The sequence below is a fragment of the Streptomyces sp. NPDC040405 genome (genome assembly GCF_055595765.1).
Genome location: NZ_JBVIVI010000001.1, coordinates 1,701,588 through 1,719,949, shown reverse-complemented (window position 1 = coordinate 1,719,949; position 18,362 = coordinate 1,701,588). Strand labels below are relative to the sequence as shown.

Sequence of the window (18,362 nt, the reverse complement as noted above, 5' to 3'; positions counted from 1 at the left end):
TTCACCGCAGCACCAGCTGCACGATGGCGGCCGTCCCCACCGTCACGATCAGGGCCCGCAGCGCGGTCGGGCTGAAGCGGCGGCCCACCGCGGCTCCGGTCATGCCGCCGATGGCGGAGCCGACCGCGATGAGGACGACGGCCGTCCAGTCGAAGTGGGCGGCGAAGAGGAAGAACAGCGCGGCGACGGAGTTCACGACGGCGGCGAGGACGTTCTTGATGCCGTTGAGCCGCTGCATCGGCTCGTCGAGGAGCATGCCCATCAGGGACATGTAGATGATCCCCTGGGCGGCGGCGAAGTAGCCGCCGTAGACGCTGGCGAGCGTCAGCCCGAGGAACAGCAGCGGACCGCCGTCCCGCCGGGCCGGGCCCTGCGCCGCCTCGCGGCGGGCGCGCATCTTCTTGGCGATCAGCGGCTGGAGCACGACCAGGACGAGCGCCAGGCCCACCAGCGTCGGCACGATCCTCTCGAACGCCGTGCTGGGCAGCGTCAGCAGCAGCGTGGCGCCCGCGAGGCCCCCGGCCAGGGCCCCGGCGCACAGCTTCAGCACCCGCCGCCCCTGCCCCTGAAGCTCCTTGCGGTAGCCGATGGCCCCGCTGATGGAGCCGGGGATGAGGCCGAGCGCGTTGGACACCGTGGCGGTGACGGGCGGCAGGCCGGTGGCGAGCAGCACGGGGAACGTGATCAGCGTCCCGGAGCCGACGACGGAGTTGATCCCGCCCGCACCCACGCCCGCCGCGAAGACGGCCGCCATCTCCCACGGTGTCACGCGATCACCCCTCGTTCGCTGTCTGATGGACGTCTCATGGGCCCGACGCTAGACGGTGATCGCTTCGGTGTCCGCCGAACCGGGGGGTCGACGGCCGGGCCGATGGCCTGCGGCGGGGCGCCGTTTCCGAGGGCGCCCCGCCCGGCGGGGTCAGCCGAGGGCCCGGGCCACGGTGGGGCCGATCACCGTCAGGGCTTGCTCGTGCAGCAGGTGGTAGTGGTGGGCCGGGACGCCGTGGACCTTGACGTCGCCGCTCACGTACGGCTGCCAGGACTCCGGGACGTGGGTGGCGTCGCGCGCGTAGCCGGGTATCTCCTCGTCGGCGGTGAAGAGGAGCATGTCGCCCTCGAAGCGGTCGGGGGCGAACTTGCGCATCAGCTCCTGGTCGTTGAGGAAGATGTCCAGCAGCGGGAAGCTGTGCTCGCCCTCCAGGAGCCGCTGCGGCAGGCCGGTTTCGCGGCTGAGGTCGGCGATCAGCTGGTCGCCGTCGTCGATGCCGTCGGGGTGGGCCTCCAGCCAGCCGGGGGCGAAGATGTCGCCGCCGCCGATGTTGTCCAGCAGGACGCCGAGCCAGCGGCGCTTGCCCAGGTCCGGGAGGTCCGGCAGGGCCAGGTCGTTGTCGGGGTAGGCGTCGATGACGGTAAGGGTGGCGACCTCTTCGCCCTCGCTCTGCAGCCGCGTGGCCATGGCGTGCGCGATGAGCCCGCCGAAGGACCAGCCGAGCAGGTGGTACGGGCCGGTGGGCTGGACGGTGCGGATCTGGTCCAGGTAGTCGGCGGCCATCTCCCGGACGTTGGCGGGCAGCACGTCGGGCTCGGTCAGCCCGCGCGCCTGGAGGGCGTAGACGGGCTGGTCGGGGGCGAGGTGGCGCATCAGGCCGGTGTACGACCAGCCGAGGCCGCCGCCGGGGTGGACGCAGAACAGCGGCGGGCGCCCGCCCTCGCCGCGCAGCGGCAGCAGGGTGTCGAGCGGGTGCAGCTGGGACGCGTCGGCGGGGGTGGCGGCGTCGAGGCGGGCCACCAGGCGGGCGACGGTCGGGGCCTCGAACAGGTCACGCATCGACAGCTCGGTGTCCAGCGCGGTACGGGCCTGGCTGGCCAGCTTGGACGCGAGCAGGGAGTGGCCGCCGAGCAGGAAGAAGTCGTCGTCGATGCTGACGTCGGGGACGCCCAGCACCTCGCCGAACAGCGCGCACAGCGTCTCCTCGCGGGCGGTGCGGGGCCCGCGGCCGCCGCGGGCGGCCTCGTGGGAGGGCACGGGCAGCGCGGCCCGGTCCAGCTTGCCGTTGGGGCTCAGCGGCAGCGTGTCGAGCACCGCGAACGCGGTGGGCACCATGTGCTCGGGCAGATCGCGGTGCAGCATCTCGCGGGCGGTGGCGACGCACGGCGCCGTGCCGCCCTCGGCCGTCAGATAGGCCACCAGCCGCTGGTCGCCGGGCTGGTCCTCGCGGACGATGGCCGCTGCCTCCGCGACGTCCGGCAGGGCGCGCAGGGCGGCCTCGACCTCGCCGGTCTCGATGCGGAAGCCGCGCAGCTTGACCTGGTCGTCGGAGCGGCCCAGGTAGGCGACGCCGCCGTCGGGCAGCCGCCGGGCCAGGTCGCCGGTGCGGTACATGCGGTCGCCGGGCGCGCCGAAGAGGTGGCCGTACGGGTCGGGCACGAAGCGCTCGGCGGTCATCGACGGCCGGTCGTGGTAGCCGCGGGCGAGCTGCGGCCCGGCCAGGTAGACCTCGCCGACGGCCCCGGCGGGGGCGTGCCGCAGGGCGGAGTCGAGGACGTACAGCCTGCTGTTCCACACCGGGGTGCCGATCGGGACCGGGCCGGGGGCGCCGGGCTCGCAGGTGTGGGCGCTGATGTCGACAGTGGCCTCGGTGGGCCCGTACACGTTGTGCAGCGGTATGCCGGGCAGCAGGGTGTGGAAGCGCTCGGCCGTCTCGCGCGGCAGCGCCTCGCCGCCGCAGAACACCTGGCGCAGGCTGCCGGCGCAGCGCTCGGCGACCTCCGGCTCGGCGAGGAACGCGCGGAGCATGGACGGCACGAACTGGAGCGTGGTGATGCGCTCTTCGCGGACGGTGCGCACGAGGTACGCGGGGTCCTTATGGCCGCCGGGCTGGGCGAGCACCAGGGTGGCGCCGCTGACCAGCGGCCAGAAGAACTCCGCGACCGAGGCGTCGAATCCGGCCGGGGTCTTCTGGAGCAGCCGGTCCTCGGGGGTGAGGGGGTGGCTGCCCTGCATCCATTCCAGGCAGTTGACGATGGCGCGGTGGGGGACCAGGACGCCCTTGGGGCGGCCCGTGGAGCCGGAGGTGTAGATGACGTACGCGGGGTGCTCGCGGTCGAGGGCCACCCGCGGCGCGCCATCGGTGTCGTACGAGGCGGTCTCGTCCAGCAGCAGCCGCTCCACCCCGTCCGCCGCGGGCAGCTGCCCGGTGTGCTCGGCGCGGGTGACGAGGAGCGCGGGCGCGGCGTCGTCGAGCATGAACGCCAGCCGGTCGGCCGGGTAGTCCAGCTCCAGCGGCAGATACGCGGCGCCCGACTTGAGGACCGCCAGCAGGGCGACGACCAGCTCGGGGGAGCGGGGCAGGGCGACGGCGACGGTCTGCTCCGGGCCCGCGCCATGCGCGATCAGGCGGTGGGCCAGCCGGTCGGCGGCGCGGTCCAGCTCGCCGTAGCTCAGCCGGGTGTCGCCGAAGACCACGGCCTCGGCGTCCGGCGTGCGGGCGGCCTGCGCCGCGAACAGCGCGGGCAGGGTGGTGCCCGAGGTGGGGTGCGCGGTGTCGTTCCACTCCTCGGTCGCGCGCCGCCGCTCCTCGGCGGTCAGCAGCTCGATGCCGCCGACGGTGCGCTCCTTGTCGGAGGTGTCGGCGAGGGTGCGCAGGAGCTCCAGATACCGCTCGCGGTGGGCGACGAGACCGTCGGCGGTGTAGAGGTTGGAGTTCGCGTTGAGGTCGATGCGGATACCGCTGCCGTCGGAGCGGTCGTATCCCATGATCGAGAGGTCTTCGACGGTTCCGTTGGACAGGTTGTGCCCGATGACGCGATGTCCCGCGAAGTCGAAATCGTAGTCGTACGTCATGATATTGACGTGCGGGCCGAGGAAGCCGTTTCCGCCGTCCGGGAGGTGGAGATCCCGGGCCAGGTCGATATGGCGGTAGCGCTGATGGCGCAGCGCCGTCCGGACTTCCCGCGAGACCTTACGGACCAGATCCCGTATCCGCATATCCGAGCGCACCTGTATGCGCAGCGGCACGACATTGGCGAACATCCCGGGAATCCCGCGCAGCGTGGCATCGGTCCGGGCGGTGACCGGCAGCGTCAGAATGATGTCCGATTTACCGGTCAATCGATGCAGATAGACCGCGGTCGCCGCGATAATCATCGCCGACCAGTGGGTCGCGTATTTACGCGCCGCGGCGCGCAGCTCGACCGCTTCCTCCTCGGTCAGGTACGCGGTCTCCCGCAGCACGCTGGAGAGCTCGTCGCCGGGGCGGCCGGAAAGCCGGGCGGGTTCCGGGGAATCCGCGAAGTGTTCCATCCAGTACGCGCGGTCCTTGGCGAAATCCTCCGACGACCGGTATTCCTCGTCCCGGTCGAGCATGGTCCGCAGGGAGCCGAAGACGGTTTCTCCCGCGGCCGGGTCGCCGCCTTCGGTGAGCGCGGTGTAGATCTCGGCGGTGCGGCGGCCCAGCAGGGCGGCGCTGCCCGCGTCCGACACGATGTGGTGGGTGCCCTGGTACCACAGGAAGCAGTCGTCGCTCAGCTTCAGCAGGGCGAAGGAGAACAGCGGGTGGGCGTCCAGCTCCAGCCCGGTGGCCAGGTCGTGCTTCATCCAGCGGACGGCGGCGGCGTGCGGGTCGGGCTCGCCGCCGAGGTCGAGGACGGGGAAGTCCCAGTCGGTCACCGGGTCGAGGACCTGCCAGGGCACTCCGTCGTCCTCGCCGACCCGGACGTTGTACGGCTCGGCTTCCGCGACCGCCTGACGCAGTGCCCTCTCGAATATCGCGGTGTCTATGGGGCCTTGGATCTCAAGGTATTCCCCGACCTTGAACGTCGTGCTCTCCGGCGGCTCCAGCTGCTGAATGAACCAGATCTCGCTCTGGCCGGTCGACAGTGGCAGACGGGTGGCCGGTACGGCGGGCTGCACATTTCCCCCAGACGGAACACAGGATCGCAGGTCGAAACAAAGGGTGCCTGTTCAGTCACGCCGGGTTCTCCGTCGGGGACTGCAGGCACCATGGTGACCCTATGCGCCGAAAACGCGCTCACTGCGGGGAGTCGGAGACCATTTAGTGGGGAGAATGTGAAAAAGGTCAGGTGACCAGTTGCGTGAACGCCGTTCGCAAATCTGAGCATGCGCCTCGTAGGGCCTATGTGTCCAGAGGGTTTCCGGTAGTTCACCGAGAGAGATCGGGCCAGGACGGTGAGCGGCCCGGGAGGGGGCGCGGAAGCGCGGGGGCGCTGTGGAGGCCGTGGCGGGATTCGAACCCACGTAACTCGCTTTGCAGGCGAGCCCCTGAACCACTCGGGCACACGGCCAATGTCGTGCTCGTACTGATGACCATACGGAGCGGTTCAGGGGGCATCAACGGTTCGGCGGCCGCTGCCATACGACTGACATACGCCGTTCATGAGGGGCCCCACGGGCCGGACATTACGGGCGGCCGGGGGCGTGCGGGTGCTCCAGGAAGTCCTCCACCACGGGGCGGAACAGCTCCGGTTCGTCCACCCACGGGTAGTGCCCCACGCCGTGCAGCGGCCGGGCGCGCCCGGCCGGGAAGGACTCGGCGACCAGCTCACCGGCCCGCACGCCGGTCACCGCGTCCCGGTCCCCGGTGATCACCAGCGCCGGGCACGGCACCTCGCGCAGCCGCGCCAGCACCGCGCGGCGGCCCGCCTCGTCCACGCCCTGCCAGAAGCCCGCGCGCGGGACCGGGTTCAGCTGTTCGCCCTCGCTCGCCGCATGCGCCTGCTGGGGCTCGTCCCAGCGGCCGTACGCCATCGGGGCGGCCCGCAGCAGCAGCTCGCGCACCTCGGCGAGGTCGGTGGTGTCCGGCAGCATCTGGATCGCCACGTACGCCTCCTGCCACCACGGCTCGTCGGCGCGCGACTCGAAGATCTCCCGGGCGTCCTCGGGCAGTTCGCCCTGCATGCGCGCGCCCGGGCAGATCAGGACCAGTTGGGTGAGGTGTTCGGGGTGGGCCGCCGCGTACGCCTGCGCCGTGGCCGCGGCCGCGTCGTGGGCGAGCAGCGCGAAGCGGGTGAGCCCGAGGTGGCGGCGGAGCGCCTCCAGGTCCTCGGCCAGCCCCGGGAACGCGTAACCGCTCGGATCGGCGGCGGGCGGCGAGTCCCCGGTGCCGCGGCTGTCCGGGATGACCAGGGTGCGGTGCGCGTCGAGGCCGCCGAGGTCGCCCAGGTACGCGGCGTTCCGCCCCGGCCCGCCCGCCAGGCAGATGAGCGGCGGCCGCGCGGACCCGTCGCGGGCCTCCAGGACGCGGTAGGCCAGCTCCGTTTGGTCGTACGACGTGTAGTGCGGCATAGGCCCAGCCTGCCTGATCAGCGGGACAACGGCGGTGTGACCGCGGATATCGGGCGAGGCGGAAGGGGGAGGAGGGGCGGGGTGACTCAAAAGCGCCGGGAGGGGTGATATTCCGTTCCCCCAAAACGCGCTTATGTTTTCCGTCTAAGATGACCGCGTGTTCGATTCTCGGCACATCAGGACGTTCCACGAGGTGGTCCGCGCCGGTTCCTACTCGGCCGCCGCCCGTGTGCTCGGCTATACGCAGCCCGCCATCACGCAGCAGATGAAGGCGCTCGAACGCACCGTCGGCAGCCCGCTGTTCATCCGCGTCGGCCGCGGCATGCGGCTCACCGAGGCGGGCGAGACCCTCGCCCGGCACGCCGACACCATCCTCTCCTCCATCTCCGCGGCCCAGGCGCAGATGAACGCCATCACCCGGCTGCGCGCCGGACGGGTGAGGGTGTGCGCCTTCCCCAGCGCCAACGCCACCCTCATCCCCGAGGCCATGGCCCGCCTCGCCGCCGCCCACCCCGGGGTGCGGGTCGACCTGCTGGAGGGCGAGCCGCCGGACTCGCTCGACCGCGTCGTAAGCGGCGAATGCGACATCACCCTCGCCTTCACCTATCCGGGGCTGCGCGAGGAGACGCCCCCCGAGCTGGTCGAGATCCCGCTGATGGAGGACCAGCTGACCGTCCTGCTGCCCACCGGGCATCCGCTCGCCCGGCGGCGCGCCGTCAAGCTCGCCGAGCTGAGCGGGGAGCGGTGGATCGCCGGATGTCTGCGCTGCCGCGCCAACTTCCTGCACGAATGCGCCGAGCAGGGCTTCGCGCCCGACATCGCCTTCACCACCGACGACAACCTGGTGGTGCAGAGCATGGTCGCGGCCGGGCTCGGCGTCGCGATGATGCCGGGCCTGGTGCTGTCCTTCCTGTGCCATCAGAACGTCACCGGGCGCGCGCTCGACCCGGCGTCGCGGCGCCATGTCTCCGCCTACCTGCTGCGGGAGCATCTGGAGATCCCGGCGACGGCGCGGGTGCTGGAGGAGCTGAAGACCGTGGCCGGGAACCGGGTCGGCTGCTGACCGGCGGTCAACTTATAAGCGGAGGTTGACCCCCGCCCAACAAACTGTCGTTGGACGCGCCGGACGGTCCGTCCGCACGCTGCCGATATGACCACCGCGTATCCGTCCTCTCGTGTCACGGCCCCCCTCGGCGCCTTCGTCGACGGCGTCCGCGAGGCCGTCGGACGCGGCCTGCCGCCCGATGTGACCGCCTACCTGGTGGGCGAACGCCTCGCCCCCTACCTCGGCGCGTCCGATCTGCTCACCCCCGCCCAGCGCGAGGGCGATCCCGACCGCTACCGCCAGCACGTGCTGCACGCCGAGCCCGACGGCAGCTTCTCCGTCGTCGCCCTGGTGTGGCTGCCCGGCCAGCGCACCGCCGTCCACGACCATGTGTCCTGGTGCGTCACCGGCGTCCATGAGGGCGAGGAGCACGAGCGCCGCTACCGCCTCGTCCCCGACGGCCCGGCCTCCCGGCTGGTCGCAGTGGAGGACGTGATCAACCCGCGGGGCGCGGTCTGCGGCTTCGCGCCGCCGGGAGATATCCACAGGGTGTGGAACGCCTGTGGCACGAAGGCGATCTCGATCCACGTCTACGGCGCGGACATCGTGCGGCTGGGCAGCAGCGTCCGCCGGGTGTACGAGGCCCCCGCGGTGGACGACCTGTGACCGGGACCCGCGTCATCCGCGCGACGGCGGTGACGGCATGGCGGTGATCGGGGCGGGGGCGGCTCAGGCCGCCAGGACGGGACCGTCGACCACGACAGCTCCCCGGCGGCGGATACCGGCCCCCGCGTACGGGCTCGGGCTGGCCGCCTGCGGGGTCGTGGCCGCGTGGGGCGTGCACCGGGCCGTGCCCGCCGTACCCCTGCTCACCGCCGCCGTCGTGCTCGGCATCGGCGCCGCGCATCTGCCCGGCACCCGGGGGCTCGTACGGGGCCGCGGCCGGGCCGGGCTCTCCCTCGCGGGGAAGCGGCTGATGCGGCTCGGCATCGTGCTGCTCGGCCTGAAGCTCAGCCTGAATGACGTCCTCGGCCTCGGCTGGGCCACCGTCGCGATGGTGTTCTGCGTGGTCGCCGCCACCTTCTGCGGCACCTGGTGGCTCGGGCGGCGGATGGGGCTGCGCGGCGACCAGCCGCTGCTGATCGCCACCGGGTACTCGATCTGCGGCGCGTCCGCGATCGGCGCGGTCGGCGAGGTGTCCGAGAGCGACGAACGGGACGTGGCCACCTCCGTCGCGCTGGTGACGCTGTGCGGCACGCTCGCCATCGCCGTACTGCCCCTGCTCCAGCAGCCGCTGGGGCTCGGCGACGCGCAGTTCGGCCGCTGGGTGGGCGCGAGCGTGCACGACGTGGGCCAGGTGGTGGCGGCCGCGCAGACGGCCGGGCCCGCGGCGCTGAAGGAAGCGGTGCTGGTCAAGCTGATGCGGGTGGCGCTGCTCGCCCCGCTCGTCGCCGCGCTCGCCGTGTCCGTACGGGCCCGGGCCGGAGCCCGGCGCACCAGCGCGGCGGCCAAGCGGCCCCCGCTGGTGCCGCTGTTCGTTGCCGGGTTCCTCGTCATGGTCGCGCTGCGCAGCACCGGTCTGCTGCCCGCCGTCGCGCTCGACACCGCCGCCACCGGCCAGGAACTCCTGCTGGCCGCCGCCCTCTTCGGCCTCGGCAGCGCGGTCCATCTGCCCTCCCTCACCCGCACCGGCGCCCGGGTCGCGGCGCTGGGCCTGTGCTCCTGGGGAGTGATCGCGGGGGTCTCGTACGCGGGTGTGCTGCTCACGACCTGACGCCCCCCGTCGTACGACCGATGGCCGAGGCGAACTACCGACCTCGGACAGGTGTCACACCGCGCCACGGCTCTTACCCTGACGGGCATGACCGCTCTCGACCCGCCTGACGCGGACCTGGGCACCACCTCACGCACGGCCGAGCCGGACGCCTATACGGGCACGGACACCGGCACGGGCACGGACACCGCCACCGACCGAGCGGGCGACACCATCCTCGGCCGCCGCCACCGCGCGCTGACCCTCGGCATCGTCGCCGTCGTGTCCCTCATCGCCTTCGAGGCGAGCGCGGTCAACACCGCCATGCCGATCGCGGCCCGCGCCCTGGACGGCGTCGAGCTGTACGCGTACGCCTTCTCCGCCTACTTCACCGCGAGCCTGTTCGCGATGGCGCTGTCGGGGGAGTGGTGCGACCGCAAGGGGCCGCTCGCGCCGCTGTTCGGCGGCATCGTGGCGTTCGGCGCGGGACTGGTGGTCGCGGGGACGGCGCAGCGGATGTGGATGTTCGTGGGCGGGCGCGCCGTCCAGGGCATCGGTGGCGGCCTGGTGATCGTCGCCCTGTACGTCGTCGTCGGCCGGGCGTATTCGCGGCGTCTCCAGCCCGCCATCCTGGCGTCGTTCTCCGCCGCGTGGGTGCTGCCGGTCATCGTCGGGCCGGTCGTCGCCGGGACCGTCACCGAACAGGCCGGGTGGCGCTGGGTGTTCCTGTCCATCCCGGTGCTGGTGCTGCTGCCGCTCGCTGTGATGCTCCCGGCCCTGCGCACCTTGCCGCCCGGCGGCCGCTCCCCGGCCATGGACCGCCGCCGGATCCTCCTCGCGCTGGCCGTCGCGGGCGGCGCCGGGCTGCTCCAGTACGCGGCCCAGGACCTGGCCTGGTACTCCCTCCTCCCGGCCGCCGCCGGGCTCGCCCTGCTCGTGCCGTGCGTGCTGCGGCTGCTCCCCGCGGGCACCTTCCGCGCCGCCCGCGGGCTGCCGTCGGTGGTGCTGCTGCGCGGGGTCGCGGCGGGCGCGTTCCTGGGTGCGGAGAGCTTCGTTCCGCTGATGCTGGTCACCCAGCGCGGACTGTCCCCGACCGCCGCCGGGCTCACTCTCGCGGGCGGCGGGCTGACGTGGGCGCTCGGCTCGTACACCCAGAGCCGCCCCCGGATGGAGCCGTACCGGGAGCGGCTGATGGGGCTGGGCATGCTGCTGATAGCCGTGGCCATCGCCCTGGTGCCGCTGGCGCTCGCCGACTCCGTACCGGTGTGGACCGTCGCCGTCGCGTGGGCGGTCGGCGGCTGCGGGATGGGGGTGACCATCTCCAGCGCGAGCGTGCTGATGCTGAAGCTGTCCGGGCCCGACGACGCGGGAAGCAACTCCTCCTCGCTCCAGGTCTCCGACGCGCTCGGCAACATCACCCTGGTCGGGGTGAGCGGCGTCCTCTTCGTCGCCTTCGGCGGCGGCGCCATCGCCCCCACCCACCAGGCCACCGCCGCCCCGGCCGCCGTGTCCTCCCACCCCGCCGCCTTCGCCGCCGTGTACGCGGCGATGGCGGCCGTGGCCCTGGCCGGGGCCTGGGTGACCACCCGCCTGCGACCGCGTTCCGCGGAGCGGGCACAGCCGGGAAAGGTGTGAGCCTGATCCCACCCCCGGGTGGGATCGGGGCGTACCCCTGAAGCATGAAGAGCGGCACCGGTAGGCTGACGCGGTTCCCGATCGACCCCGCCGAGTCAGCCCGCGACGGAGACCGTGAGTACTACTGCCGCCTCCACCAGCCATCACCTCTCGCCCGCCTTCCCCGGACGGGCGCCCTGGGGTACCGCGAGCAAGCTGCGCGCCTGGCAGCAGGGCGCGTTGGACAAGTACATCGAGGAGCAGCCGCGGGACTTCCTCGCGGTCGCGACCCCCGGCGCCGGTAAGACGACGTTCGCGCTGACGCTCGCCTCCTGGCTGATGCACCACCACGTCGTGCAGCAGATCACCGTCGTCGCGCCCACCGAGCATCTGAAGAAGCAGTGGGCGGAGGCCGCGGCCCGCATCGGCATCAAGCTGGACCCGGAGTACAGCGCGGGCCCGCTGGGCCGCGAGTACCACGGCATCGCCATCACCTACGCGGGTGTCGGCGTACGGCCCATGCTGCACCGCAACCGGATCGAACAGCGCAAGACGCTCGTCATCCTCGACGAGATCCACCACGCCGGTGACTCCCGCTCCTGGGGCGAGGCATGCCTGGAGGCGTTCGAGCCCGCGACCCGGCGGCTCGCGCTGACCGGCACGCCCTTCCGGTCCGACACCAACCCCATCCCCTTCGTCACCTACGAAGAGGGCAACGACGGCATCCGCCGCTCCTCCGCCGACTACACCTACGGCTACGGCAACGCCCTGAACGACGGCGTCGTGCGGCCCGTCATCTTCCTCTCCTACAGCGGCAACATGCGCTGGCGCACCAAGGCGGGCGACGAGATCGAGGCCCGGCTCGGCGAGCCGATGACCAAGGACGCGGTCTCCCAGGCGTGGCGTACCGCGCTCGACCCGCGCGGCGACTGGATGCCGAACGTGCTGCGCGCCGCCGACCACCGGCTGTCCGAGGTGCGCAAGGCGATTCCGGACGCGGGCGCCCTCGTCATCGCCTCCGACCAGGACTCGGCGCGCGCGTACGCCAAGCTGATCCGCGAGATCACCGGCAGCAAGGCCACTCTGGTGCTGTCCGACGAGGACGCCGCCTCGCAGCGCATCGAGGACTTCACCCACTCCGACGACCGCTGGATGGTCGCGGTCCGCATGGTGTCGGAGGGCGTGGACGTGCCGCGCCTCGCGGTCGGGGTGTACGCGACCACCATCTCCACGCCGCTGTTCTTCGCCCAGGCCGTCGGCCGTTTCGTACGGTCGCGGCGGCGCGGCGAGACCGCGTCCGTCTTCCTGCCCACCATCCCGAACCTGCTCGGCTTCGCCAACGAGATGGAGGTCGAGCGCGACCACGTCCTCGACAAGCCGAAGAAGGAGGGCGAGGAGGAGAACCCGTACGCGGAGGAGGAGAAGCTCCTCGAAGAGGCCGAGAAGCAGCAGGACGAGGACACCGGCGACCAGGACGCGCTGCCCTTCGAGGCGCTGGAGTCCGACGCCGTCTTCGACCGGGTGCTGTACGACGGCGCCGAGTTCGGCATGCAGGCGCACCCGGGCAGCGACGAGGAGCAGGACTACCTCGGCATCCCCGGGCTCCTCGAACCCGACCAGGTGCAGATGCTGCTCCAGAAGCGGCAGGCCAAGCAGATCGCGCACAGCCGTAAGAAGCCGGACGCGGAGGCGGATCTGCTGGAGATGCCCGCCGAGCGGCGGCCGGTGGTCACCCACAAGGAACTGCTGGAGCTGCGGAAGCAGCTGAACACGCTGGTGGGGGCGTACGTCCACCAGAGCGGCAAACCGCACGGCGTGATCCACACCGAGCTGCGCCGGGTCTGCGGCGGGCCGCCGAGCGCGGAGGCGACTGCGGGGCAGCTCCGCGAGCGCATCAAGAAGGTGCAGGAGTGGGCCACCCGGATGCGGTGACGCGCTGCTCCATCACCCCCGGCGAACGCGCATCGCGGCAGCGCATGCCGCGATGTGTGCGGTGAGCGAGGGATCTGCTCGGATTCTGGACAAGCACTTCCGCTGAGCGGACCCGCTCGCTACGGTTCGTGCACGCACACGCCCCGTGGCAGCGTCGCCGCGGCGTGCAGCCGGTGCGTACCACCGCGACCGGCGGAGCACCTTCGCGGGGAGCCGCCACCCATCACCGAGGAGGGGGCGTCGTGACCGCGGAGACCTCACAGACGCTCGACCGGGGACTGCGTGTCCTCAAGCTGCTCGCGGACACCGACCACGGGCTGACCGTGACCGAGCTGTCCACCAAGCTCGGCGTCAACCGCACCGTCGTCTACCGGCTGCTGGCCACCCTCGAACAGCACTCCCTGGTCCGCCGCGACATCGGCGGCCGGGCGCGGGTCGGGCTCGGGGTGCTCCAGCTCGGCCGCCAGGTGCATCCGCTGGTGCGGGAGGCGGCGCTGCCCGCGCTGCGGGCCCTCGCCGAGGACATCGGCGCCACCGCCCACCTCACCCTGGTCGACGGCACCGAGGCGCTCGCCGTCGCGGTCGTCGAGCCGACCTGGACCGATTACCACGTCGCCTACCGGCCCGGCTTCCGGCACCCGCTGGACCGGGGCGCCGCCGGGCGGGCCATCCTCGCCGCCCGCGCGGGCCGCCCCGACGACCCTGGGTACGCGCTCACCCACGGCGAGCTGGAGGCGGGCGCGAGCGGCGCGGCCGCCCCGCTGGTCGGGGTGACCGGTATCGAGGGCAGCGTGGGCGTGGTCATGCTGTCCGACGCGGTGCCGGAGCGGGTCGGACCACGGGTGGTGGACGCGGCGCGGGAGGTCGCGGACGCCCTGCGGTGACGCGGCCGTAAGGCTCGTCCCGGGGCGGCACGTCATCCGTCCCGCCGGTCAACTAAATTCACTCCTATGCCTGCCGTCTCCCTCCGCGCGCTCTCCCCCCGCACCCGGATCCTCACCGTCTGCGCCGCGCTGGTCATCGCCCTGCTCGCGGTCGCCGCGCTCGCCCCCCTGCCGTTCACCGTGGCCCAGCCGGGCACCACCGTGAACGTCCTCGGCGCGGACGGCGGCAAGCAGGTGATCACCATCTCGGGGAGCGACACCCGTAAGACCAAAGGCCAGCTGCGGATGACGACGATCGCGGCGACCGGACCGGACGCCACCGTCCGGCTGGGGGACGTGATCAGCGGCTGGTTCAGCACCGACCGCGCGGTGCTGCCACGCGAGGCGGTGTACGTGGGCGACACGACCAAGGAGATCGAGCGGCACAACGCCGACGAGATGCGGAAGTCGCAGAACACGGCCACCAGCGCCGCCCTCGGCCACCTCAACAAGTCGCCCGGCGACGTCAAGGTGAAGCTGCGCCTCGCGGACGTGGGCGGCCCCAGCGCCGGGCTGCTGTTCTCCCTCGGCATCGTCGACAAGCTGGACGGCGACGGCCGCGGCGGCGATCTCACCGGCGGCCGTACGATCGCGGGCACCGGCACGATCGACGCCCGCGGCAAGGTCGGCGCGGTGGGCGGCGTCCCGCTCAAGACCCAGGCCGCCAAGCGGGACGGCGCGACGGTCTTCCTGGTCCCCAAGGCCGAGTGCGGTGACGCCGAGGCCGAGCTGCCGAAGGGCCTGCGGCTGATCCCCGTGACCACCCTCGACGGCGCCGTGCAGGCCCTGAACAACCTCCAGTCGGGCGGCGCGGTCCCGCACTGCTAGTCGAGCCGGGGCACAGGGGACACCCGCGGCGTCGCCAGCCGCAGCCCCACCTCCACCAGCCGCCAGCCGAGCCGGGTCCGCAGCGGATCCGCGCGCGGCGGTCTGTGCGGGGCCTCGCGCCGGAGCTGCCGTTCGCGCAGCTGGTGGAGCAGGTGATGGACCTGGTCGCCGTACATTCGCTGTCCCCCCAGGGATCGGGTCAGTCCTCGTCACGCGGGAAGCCGTGCAGATGGACGCGGTACCGGGCGGAGTGCTCGGTGTCCGGGTCGAGCTCCATCTCGCGATAGCCGTTGATCACTTCGTGCACTTTGTCGAGCATTTCCCGCGCCATGGCGGGCGTGAGGCGCAGCGTGAAGTCGCTGATGTCCCAGTTCGTGCGCCACTCGGTGGGCCATTCGTGCTGGGTGCCGAGCCAGGTGGACAGGTCCTGGCCGTGCACGGTGGCCACCTCGTGCATCAGGGTGTTCATCGCGCCGCGCACGGACGGGTCGGGGTGCCGCAGCAGCTCCTCGGTGCCCCACCGCATGCGGGGCTGCGCCGCCTTCCACCACCGCTCGCGCCCCTTGCCGCGCTCCGGGTCGTCCATGACGAAGCCATGGGCGGCCAGCTGCCGCAGGTGATAGCTGGTGGCGCCGCTGGACTCGCCCAGCCGGTCGGCCAGTTGGGAGGCGGTGGCGGGCCCGTACTCGCGCAGCGCCCCGAGCAGCCGCATGCGCAGCGGGTGGGCGAGCCCGCGCAGGGAGCGAGGGTCGAGTACCCGTACGTTGTCGTCTGAGTCCGCTGCGTTCGCCGAGTCGGCTGAGTCCTCGCTCTGGGCCATGCGGAGCAGAGTAAGGGTGCAAAGACTCCTTTGCAACGGGTTTTTTGCACGCCCGTCCGGGTCAGTCCTCGGCGGCCTGCTGGACCAGGGGGATGATCCGCAGGGGGACCGGGTTCTCCATCACGATCGCCGTCGAGGCCCGGACGATGCCCTCGATGCCCACGACCCGGTCGATCACCCGCTGCAGGTCGGCGTTCGAGCGGGCGACCAGGCGGCAGAGCATGTCGCCCTCCCCCGTGGTGGTGTGCAGCTCCAGCACCTCGGGGACCCCGGCCAGATGGCTCCGTACGTCCGGGCCCTGGCCCTGTTTGATCTCCAGCGTGGCGAAGGCCGTGACCGGGTAGCCCAGGGCCGCCGGGTCCACGTCCGGGCCGAAGCCGCGGATCACCCCCTGGGTGCGCAGCCTGTCCAGCCGCGCCTGGGCGGTGCCCCGGGCGACGCCGAGGCGGCGGGATGCCTCCAGCACGCCGATGCGTGGCTCCCGGGCGAGGAGTTCGATCAGGCGGGCGTCGAGCGCGTCGATTCCCATGGGACCTCCTGGGGCCTCTGTGATGGTAGTCACTCTGTGCAGAATGCTGCCCGGATTCCGCGCTGTGCTATGCAACATGCCCAGCGATTTCGGGAACTATTGCGCACCCTGAGAGGCGGAGAGACGCTGAACATATGACTGAGATCCTGAACCCCACCCCGACCACCGCGCGGCAGGCAGACCCCTTCCCGGTGAAGGGTATGGACGCGGTCGTCTTCGCCGTCGGCAACGCCAAGCAGGCCGCCCACTTCTACGCCACCGCCTTCGGCATGAAGCTCGTCGCCTACTCCGGACCGGAGAACGGCAGCCGGGAGACCGCCAGTTACGTCCTGGTCTCGGGCAGCGCCCGCTTCGTGTTCACCTCTGTCGTCAAGCCGTCCGGTCCCTGGGGGCGCTTCCTCGCCGAGCATGTGGCCGAGCACGGCGACGGCGTGATCGACCTCGCCGTCGAGGTCCCGGACGCGCGGGCCGCGTACGCGTACGCGATCGAGCACGGCGCCACCGGGATCGAGGAGCCGCACGACGTCAAGGACGAGCACGGGACGGTGGTCCTCGCCTCGATCCGTACGTACGGCGACACCCGCCACACGTTTGTCGAGCGCTCCGGCTACGACGGCCCGTATCTGCCGGGTTACGTCGCCGCCGCCCCGATCGTCGCGGCGCCCGAGAAGAGGCTGTTCCAGGCCATCGACCACTGCGTCGGCAATGTCGAGCTGGGCCATATGGACGAGTGGGTGGCCTTCTACAACCGGGTCATGGGCTTCACCAACATGAAGGAGTTCGTCGGCGACGACATCGCCACCGAGTACTCCGCCCTGATGTCGAAGGTCGTCGCGGACGGCACCCGGAAGGTCAAGTTCCCCCTGAACGAACCGGCGGTGGGGAAGAAGAAGTCGCAGATCGACGAGTACCTGGAGTTCTACGGCGGACCCGGCGTCCAGCACATCGCCCTCGCCACGAACGACATCGTCGCGACGGTGCGCGCGATGCGCGCGGCGGGCGTCCAGTTCCTGGACACGCCCGACTCGTACTACGAGACGCTGGGGGAGTGGGTCGGGGACACGCGCGTGCCGATCGAGACCCTGCGGGAGCTGAAGATCCTCGCGGACCGGGACGAGGACGGGTACCTGTTGCAGATCTTCACCAAGCCCGTGCAGGACCGGCCGACGGTCTTCTTCGAGATGATCGAGCGGCACGGGTCGATGGGGTTCGGCAAGGGGAACTTCAAGGCGCTGTTCGAGGCGATCGAGCGCGAGCAGGCCAAGCGCGGCAATCTGTGACGGCGGGCCGGGGCCCTCGGCCCCGGCTGGTCAGCCCGCCCACCGGCCCGACAGGAAGGCGAGGCCGAAGACGGTGCTCACGGGCGCGACGAGGTACAGGTAGACGGTCCTGACCCGGGGCGTGCGCAGGCTCCAGCCCGCCAGTCCGATCCACAGGGGCCACCACAGCAGGGTGGAGCGGGGGATGGACATGAACCAGTACGAGGTGCCCAGCGCCCACAGGGTGACGCCGATGTAGACGGCCTCGGCCCAGCGGCGCCGCCACAGCAGCACGCCGAGGACGACGAGCCCGAGGACCATGGCCACGAGTTCGGCCTGGAACATGGCGGCGTATCCGGTGGTCTGCGTCTCGTCGAAGGCCGCGTGCCAGGTGTTGGACCAGCCTTCCCAGGGGGTGTGGAAGGTGCGGAACCAGCCGCGTTCCTGGGCGTGCTTCCAGGCCATCCAGTCGTCGGTGTGCGCGTGCAGGAACCAGGCGAACAACGCGGCGGGCAGCGCGGGCAGGGCCAGCCAGGGCAGCGACCGCCAGTGCCCGCGGGCGCGGGCGGCGGTGAGGACGAAGTGGACGGCGATGGCGGCGGCGAGGAAGAGGCCGCTGACCCGCACGGTGGTGGCCAGGGCGGTCAGCAGGGCGGCGGCGGCCCAGCGATGCCGCTGGGCGGCGAGCCAGCCGGGCAGGGCGAACGCGAGGAAGAGCGCCTCGGTGTAGCCGACGGCCAGGAAGATCGCGCACGGTGAGAGCAGGAAGAACAGCACGGTGCGCCGGTCGCCGTCCGGGCCGGGCAGATACAGCCGGGCGATCCGGGCCAGCGCCAGGACGCCCACGGCCCCGGCGACGAAGGAGATCAGCAGCCCGGCCGCGGTCCAGCTCGGGATGACGGTGTGCAGGGCGCGCAGCAGCATCGGGAAGCCGGGGAAGAACGCCTCGCGGCTGTCCCACTTCTTGTCCCAGGGGCCGCTCTCCCCGGGGAAGTAGCCGTCGCGCGCTATGTGGAGGTAGTGCCCCCAGTCCCACCGCTCGAAGGGTTCGAGGAGGGAGGAGGGCTGGCGCGCGTCGCCGTTCCCGGGGAACAGCCACCGCACACCGTAGGCGGTGATCCATATGGATATTCGGGTCAGCAGATACAGCCACAGCACCTCGCGGTCGCCCGGGCCAAGCCGGGAGCGCAGCCGGGAGAGGCGTAAGACCCGCCCCCGGGCCGAGGGCCGCTCCGGGGGCGCTGAGGACCACGTGGGGCGGCTGGGCGCGGTACGGGGCGTGGTGCTGGGCGCGGTGGGGCGCGGCTCGGGCGGGGCGACTGACATACGGGGATCTTTCGCGTAGGCGGCGTACG

At 72.1% G+C, this 18,362-nt stretch carries 15 protein-coding genes and 1 tRNA gene; 8 read left to right on the top strand and 8 right to left on the bottom strand.

The window, feature by feature from the left end; genetic code table 11:
• Window position 1: 1 nt before the first annotated feature.
• The 4 genes from ACZ59A_RS07055 to ACZ59A_RS07040 form a co-directional block, all read right to left on the bottom strand.
• The gene (locus tag ACZ59A_RS07055; protein WP_470954498.1) at window positions 2–769 is read right to left on the bottom strand and encodes a sulfite exporter TauE/SafE family protein; all 768 of its coding nucleotides are present in this window, start codon (window positions 767–769) and stop codon (window positions 2–4) included.
• Window positions 770–919: 150 nt separating this feature from the next.
• Window positions 920–4,912, bottom strand: a complete 3,993-nt coding sequence (locus ACZ59A_RS07050; RefSeq protein ID WP_470954491.1) for an amino acid adenylation domain-containing protein — start codon at window positions 4,910–4,912, stop codon at window positions 920–922.
• Between the two features lie 317 nt (window positions 4,913–5,229).
• A tRNA-Cys gene (locus tag ACZ59A_RS07045) sits at window positions 5,230–5,304 on the bottom strand.
• Window positions 5,305–5,419: 115 nt separating this feature from the next.
• Window positions 5,420–6,304, bottom strand: coding sequence for an alpha/beta fold hydrolase (locus tag ACZ59A_RS07040; RefSeq protein ID WP_470954485.1), 885 nt, complete (start codon window positions 6,302–6,304; stop codon window positions 5,420–5,422).
• 157 nt (window positions 6,305–6,461) lie between these two features.
• Between ACZ59A_RS07040 and ACZ59A_RS07035 the strand changes: the two genes are divergently transcribed.
• The 7 genes from ACZ59A_RS07035 (at window position 6,462) to ACZ59A_RS07005 (ending at window position 14,399) form a co-directional block, all read left to right on the top strand.
• Complete coding sequence (locus ACZ59A_RS07035; protein ID WP_468052764.1) at window positions 6,462–7,367, top strand: LysR family transcriptional regulator; 906 nt, start codon at window positions 6,462–6,464, stop codon at window positions 7,365–7,367.
• 87 nt (window positions 7,368–7,454) lie between these two features.
• Window positions 7,455–8,015, top strand: coding sequence for a cysteine dioxygenase family protein (locus tag ACZ59A_RS07030; RefSeq protein WP_470954482.1), 561 nt, complete (start codon window positions 7,455–7,457; stop codon window positions 8,013–8,015).
• 37 nt (window positions 8,016–8,052) lie between these two features.
• Window positions 8,053–9,123 (top strand): YeiH family protein, encoded by a 1,071-nt coding sequence (locus ACZ59A_RS07025; protein WP_470954479.1) that lies wholly within the window; start codon window positions 8,053–8,055, stop codon window positions 9,121–9,123.
• Between the two features lie 87 nt (window positions 9,124–9,210).
• On the top strand, window positions 9,211–10,737 hold the full coding sequence (locus ACZ59A_RS07020) for an MFS transporter (protein WP_470954476.1): 1,527 nt from the start codon (window positions 9,211–9,213) through the stop codon (window positions 10,735–10,737).
• Between the two features lie 114 nt (window positions 10,738–10,851).
• Window positions 10,852–12,648 carry a DEAD/DEAH box helicase gene (locus tag ACZ59A_RS07015; RefSeq protein WP_470954474.1) on the top strand — a complete coding sequence of 599 codons (1,797 nt, stop codon included), beginning with the start codon at window positions 10,852–10,854 and terminating at the stop codon, window positions 12,646–12,648.
• Window positions 12,649–12,890: 242 nt separating this feature from the next.
• The gene (locus ACZ59A_RS07010; RefSeq protein ID WP_468052772.1) at window positions 12,891–13,532 is read left to right on the top strand and encodes an IclR family transcriptional regulator; all 642 of its coding nucleotides are present in this window, start codon (window positions 12,891–12,893) and stop codon (window positions 13,530–13,532) included.
• Between the two features lie 66 nt (window positions 13,533–13,598).
• Entirely contained in the window at window positions 13,599–14,399 is an 801-nt protein-coding gene (locus ACZ59A_RS07005) for a S16 family serine protease (RefSeq protein ID WP_470954471.1), read from the top strand.
• On the opposite strand, the gene ACZ59A_RS07000 is transcribed toward ACZ59A_RS07005, so the two are convergent.
• From ACZ59A_RS07000 to ACZ59A_RS06990, 3 genes are all read right to left on the bottom strand, one after another.
• Window positions 14,396–14,575: a hypothetical protein gene (locus ACZ59A_RS07000; protein ID WP_470954469.1), complete on the bottom strand. Its 180-nt coding sequence runs from the start codon at window positions 14,573–14,575 to the stop codon at window positions 14,396–14,398. The genes ACZ59A_RS07005 and ACZ59A_RS07000 overlap by 4 nt on opposite strands.
• Before the next feature lie 23 nt (window positions 14,576–14,598).
• Window positions 14,599–15,219: an ArsR/SmtB family transcription factor gene (locus tag ACZ59A_RS06995; protein ID WP_470954467.1), complete on the bottom strand. Its 621-nt coding sequence runs from the start codon at window positions 15,217–15,219 to the stop codon at window positions 14,599–14,601.
• A 61-nt stretch (window positions 15,220–15,280) separates the two neighbouring features.
• Window positions 15,281–15,748 carry an Lrp/AsnC family transcriptional regulator gene (locus tag ACZ59A_RS06990; RefSeq protein ID WP_468052780.1) on the bottom strand — a complete coding sequence of 156 codons (468 nt, stop codon included), beginning with the start codon at window positions 15,746–15,748 and terminating at the stop codon, window positions 15,281–15,283.
• A gap of 134 nt (window positions 15,749–15,882) precedes the next feature.
• Between ACZ59A_RS06990 and hppD the strand changes: the two genes are divergently transcribed.
• On the top strand, window positions 15,883–17,028 hold the full coding sequence (hppD, locus tag ACZ59A_RS06985; protein WP_470954463.1) for a 4-hydroxyphenylpyruvate dioxygenase: 1,146 nt from the start codon (window positions 15,883–15,885) through the stop codon (window positions 17,026–17,028).
• Between the two features lie 30 nt (window positions 17,029–17,058).
• Here the strand turns inward: hppD and ACZ59A_RS06980 are convergent, their stop codons facing one another.
• Window positions 17,059–18,333 carry a mannosyltransferase family protein gene (locus ACZ59A_RS06980; protein ID WP_470954461.1) on the bottom strand — a complete coding sequence of 425 codons (1,275 nt, stop codon included), beginning with the start codon at window positions 18,331–18,333 and terminating at the stop codon, window positions 17,059–17,061.
• Window positions 18,334–18,362 lie beyond the last annotated feature (29 nt).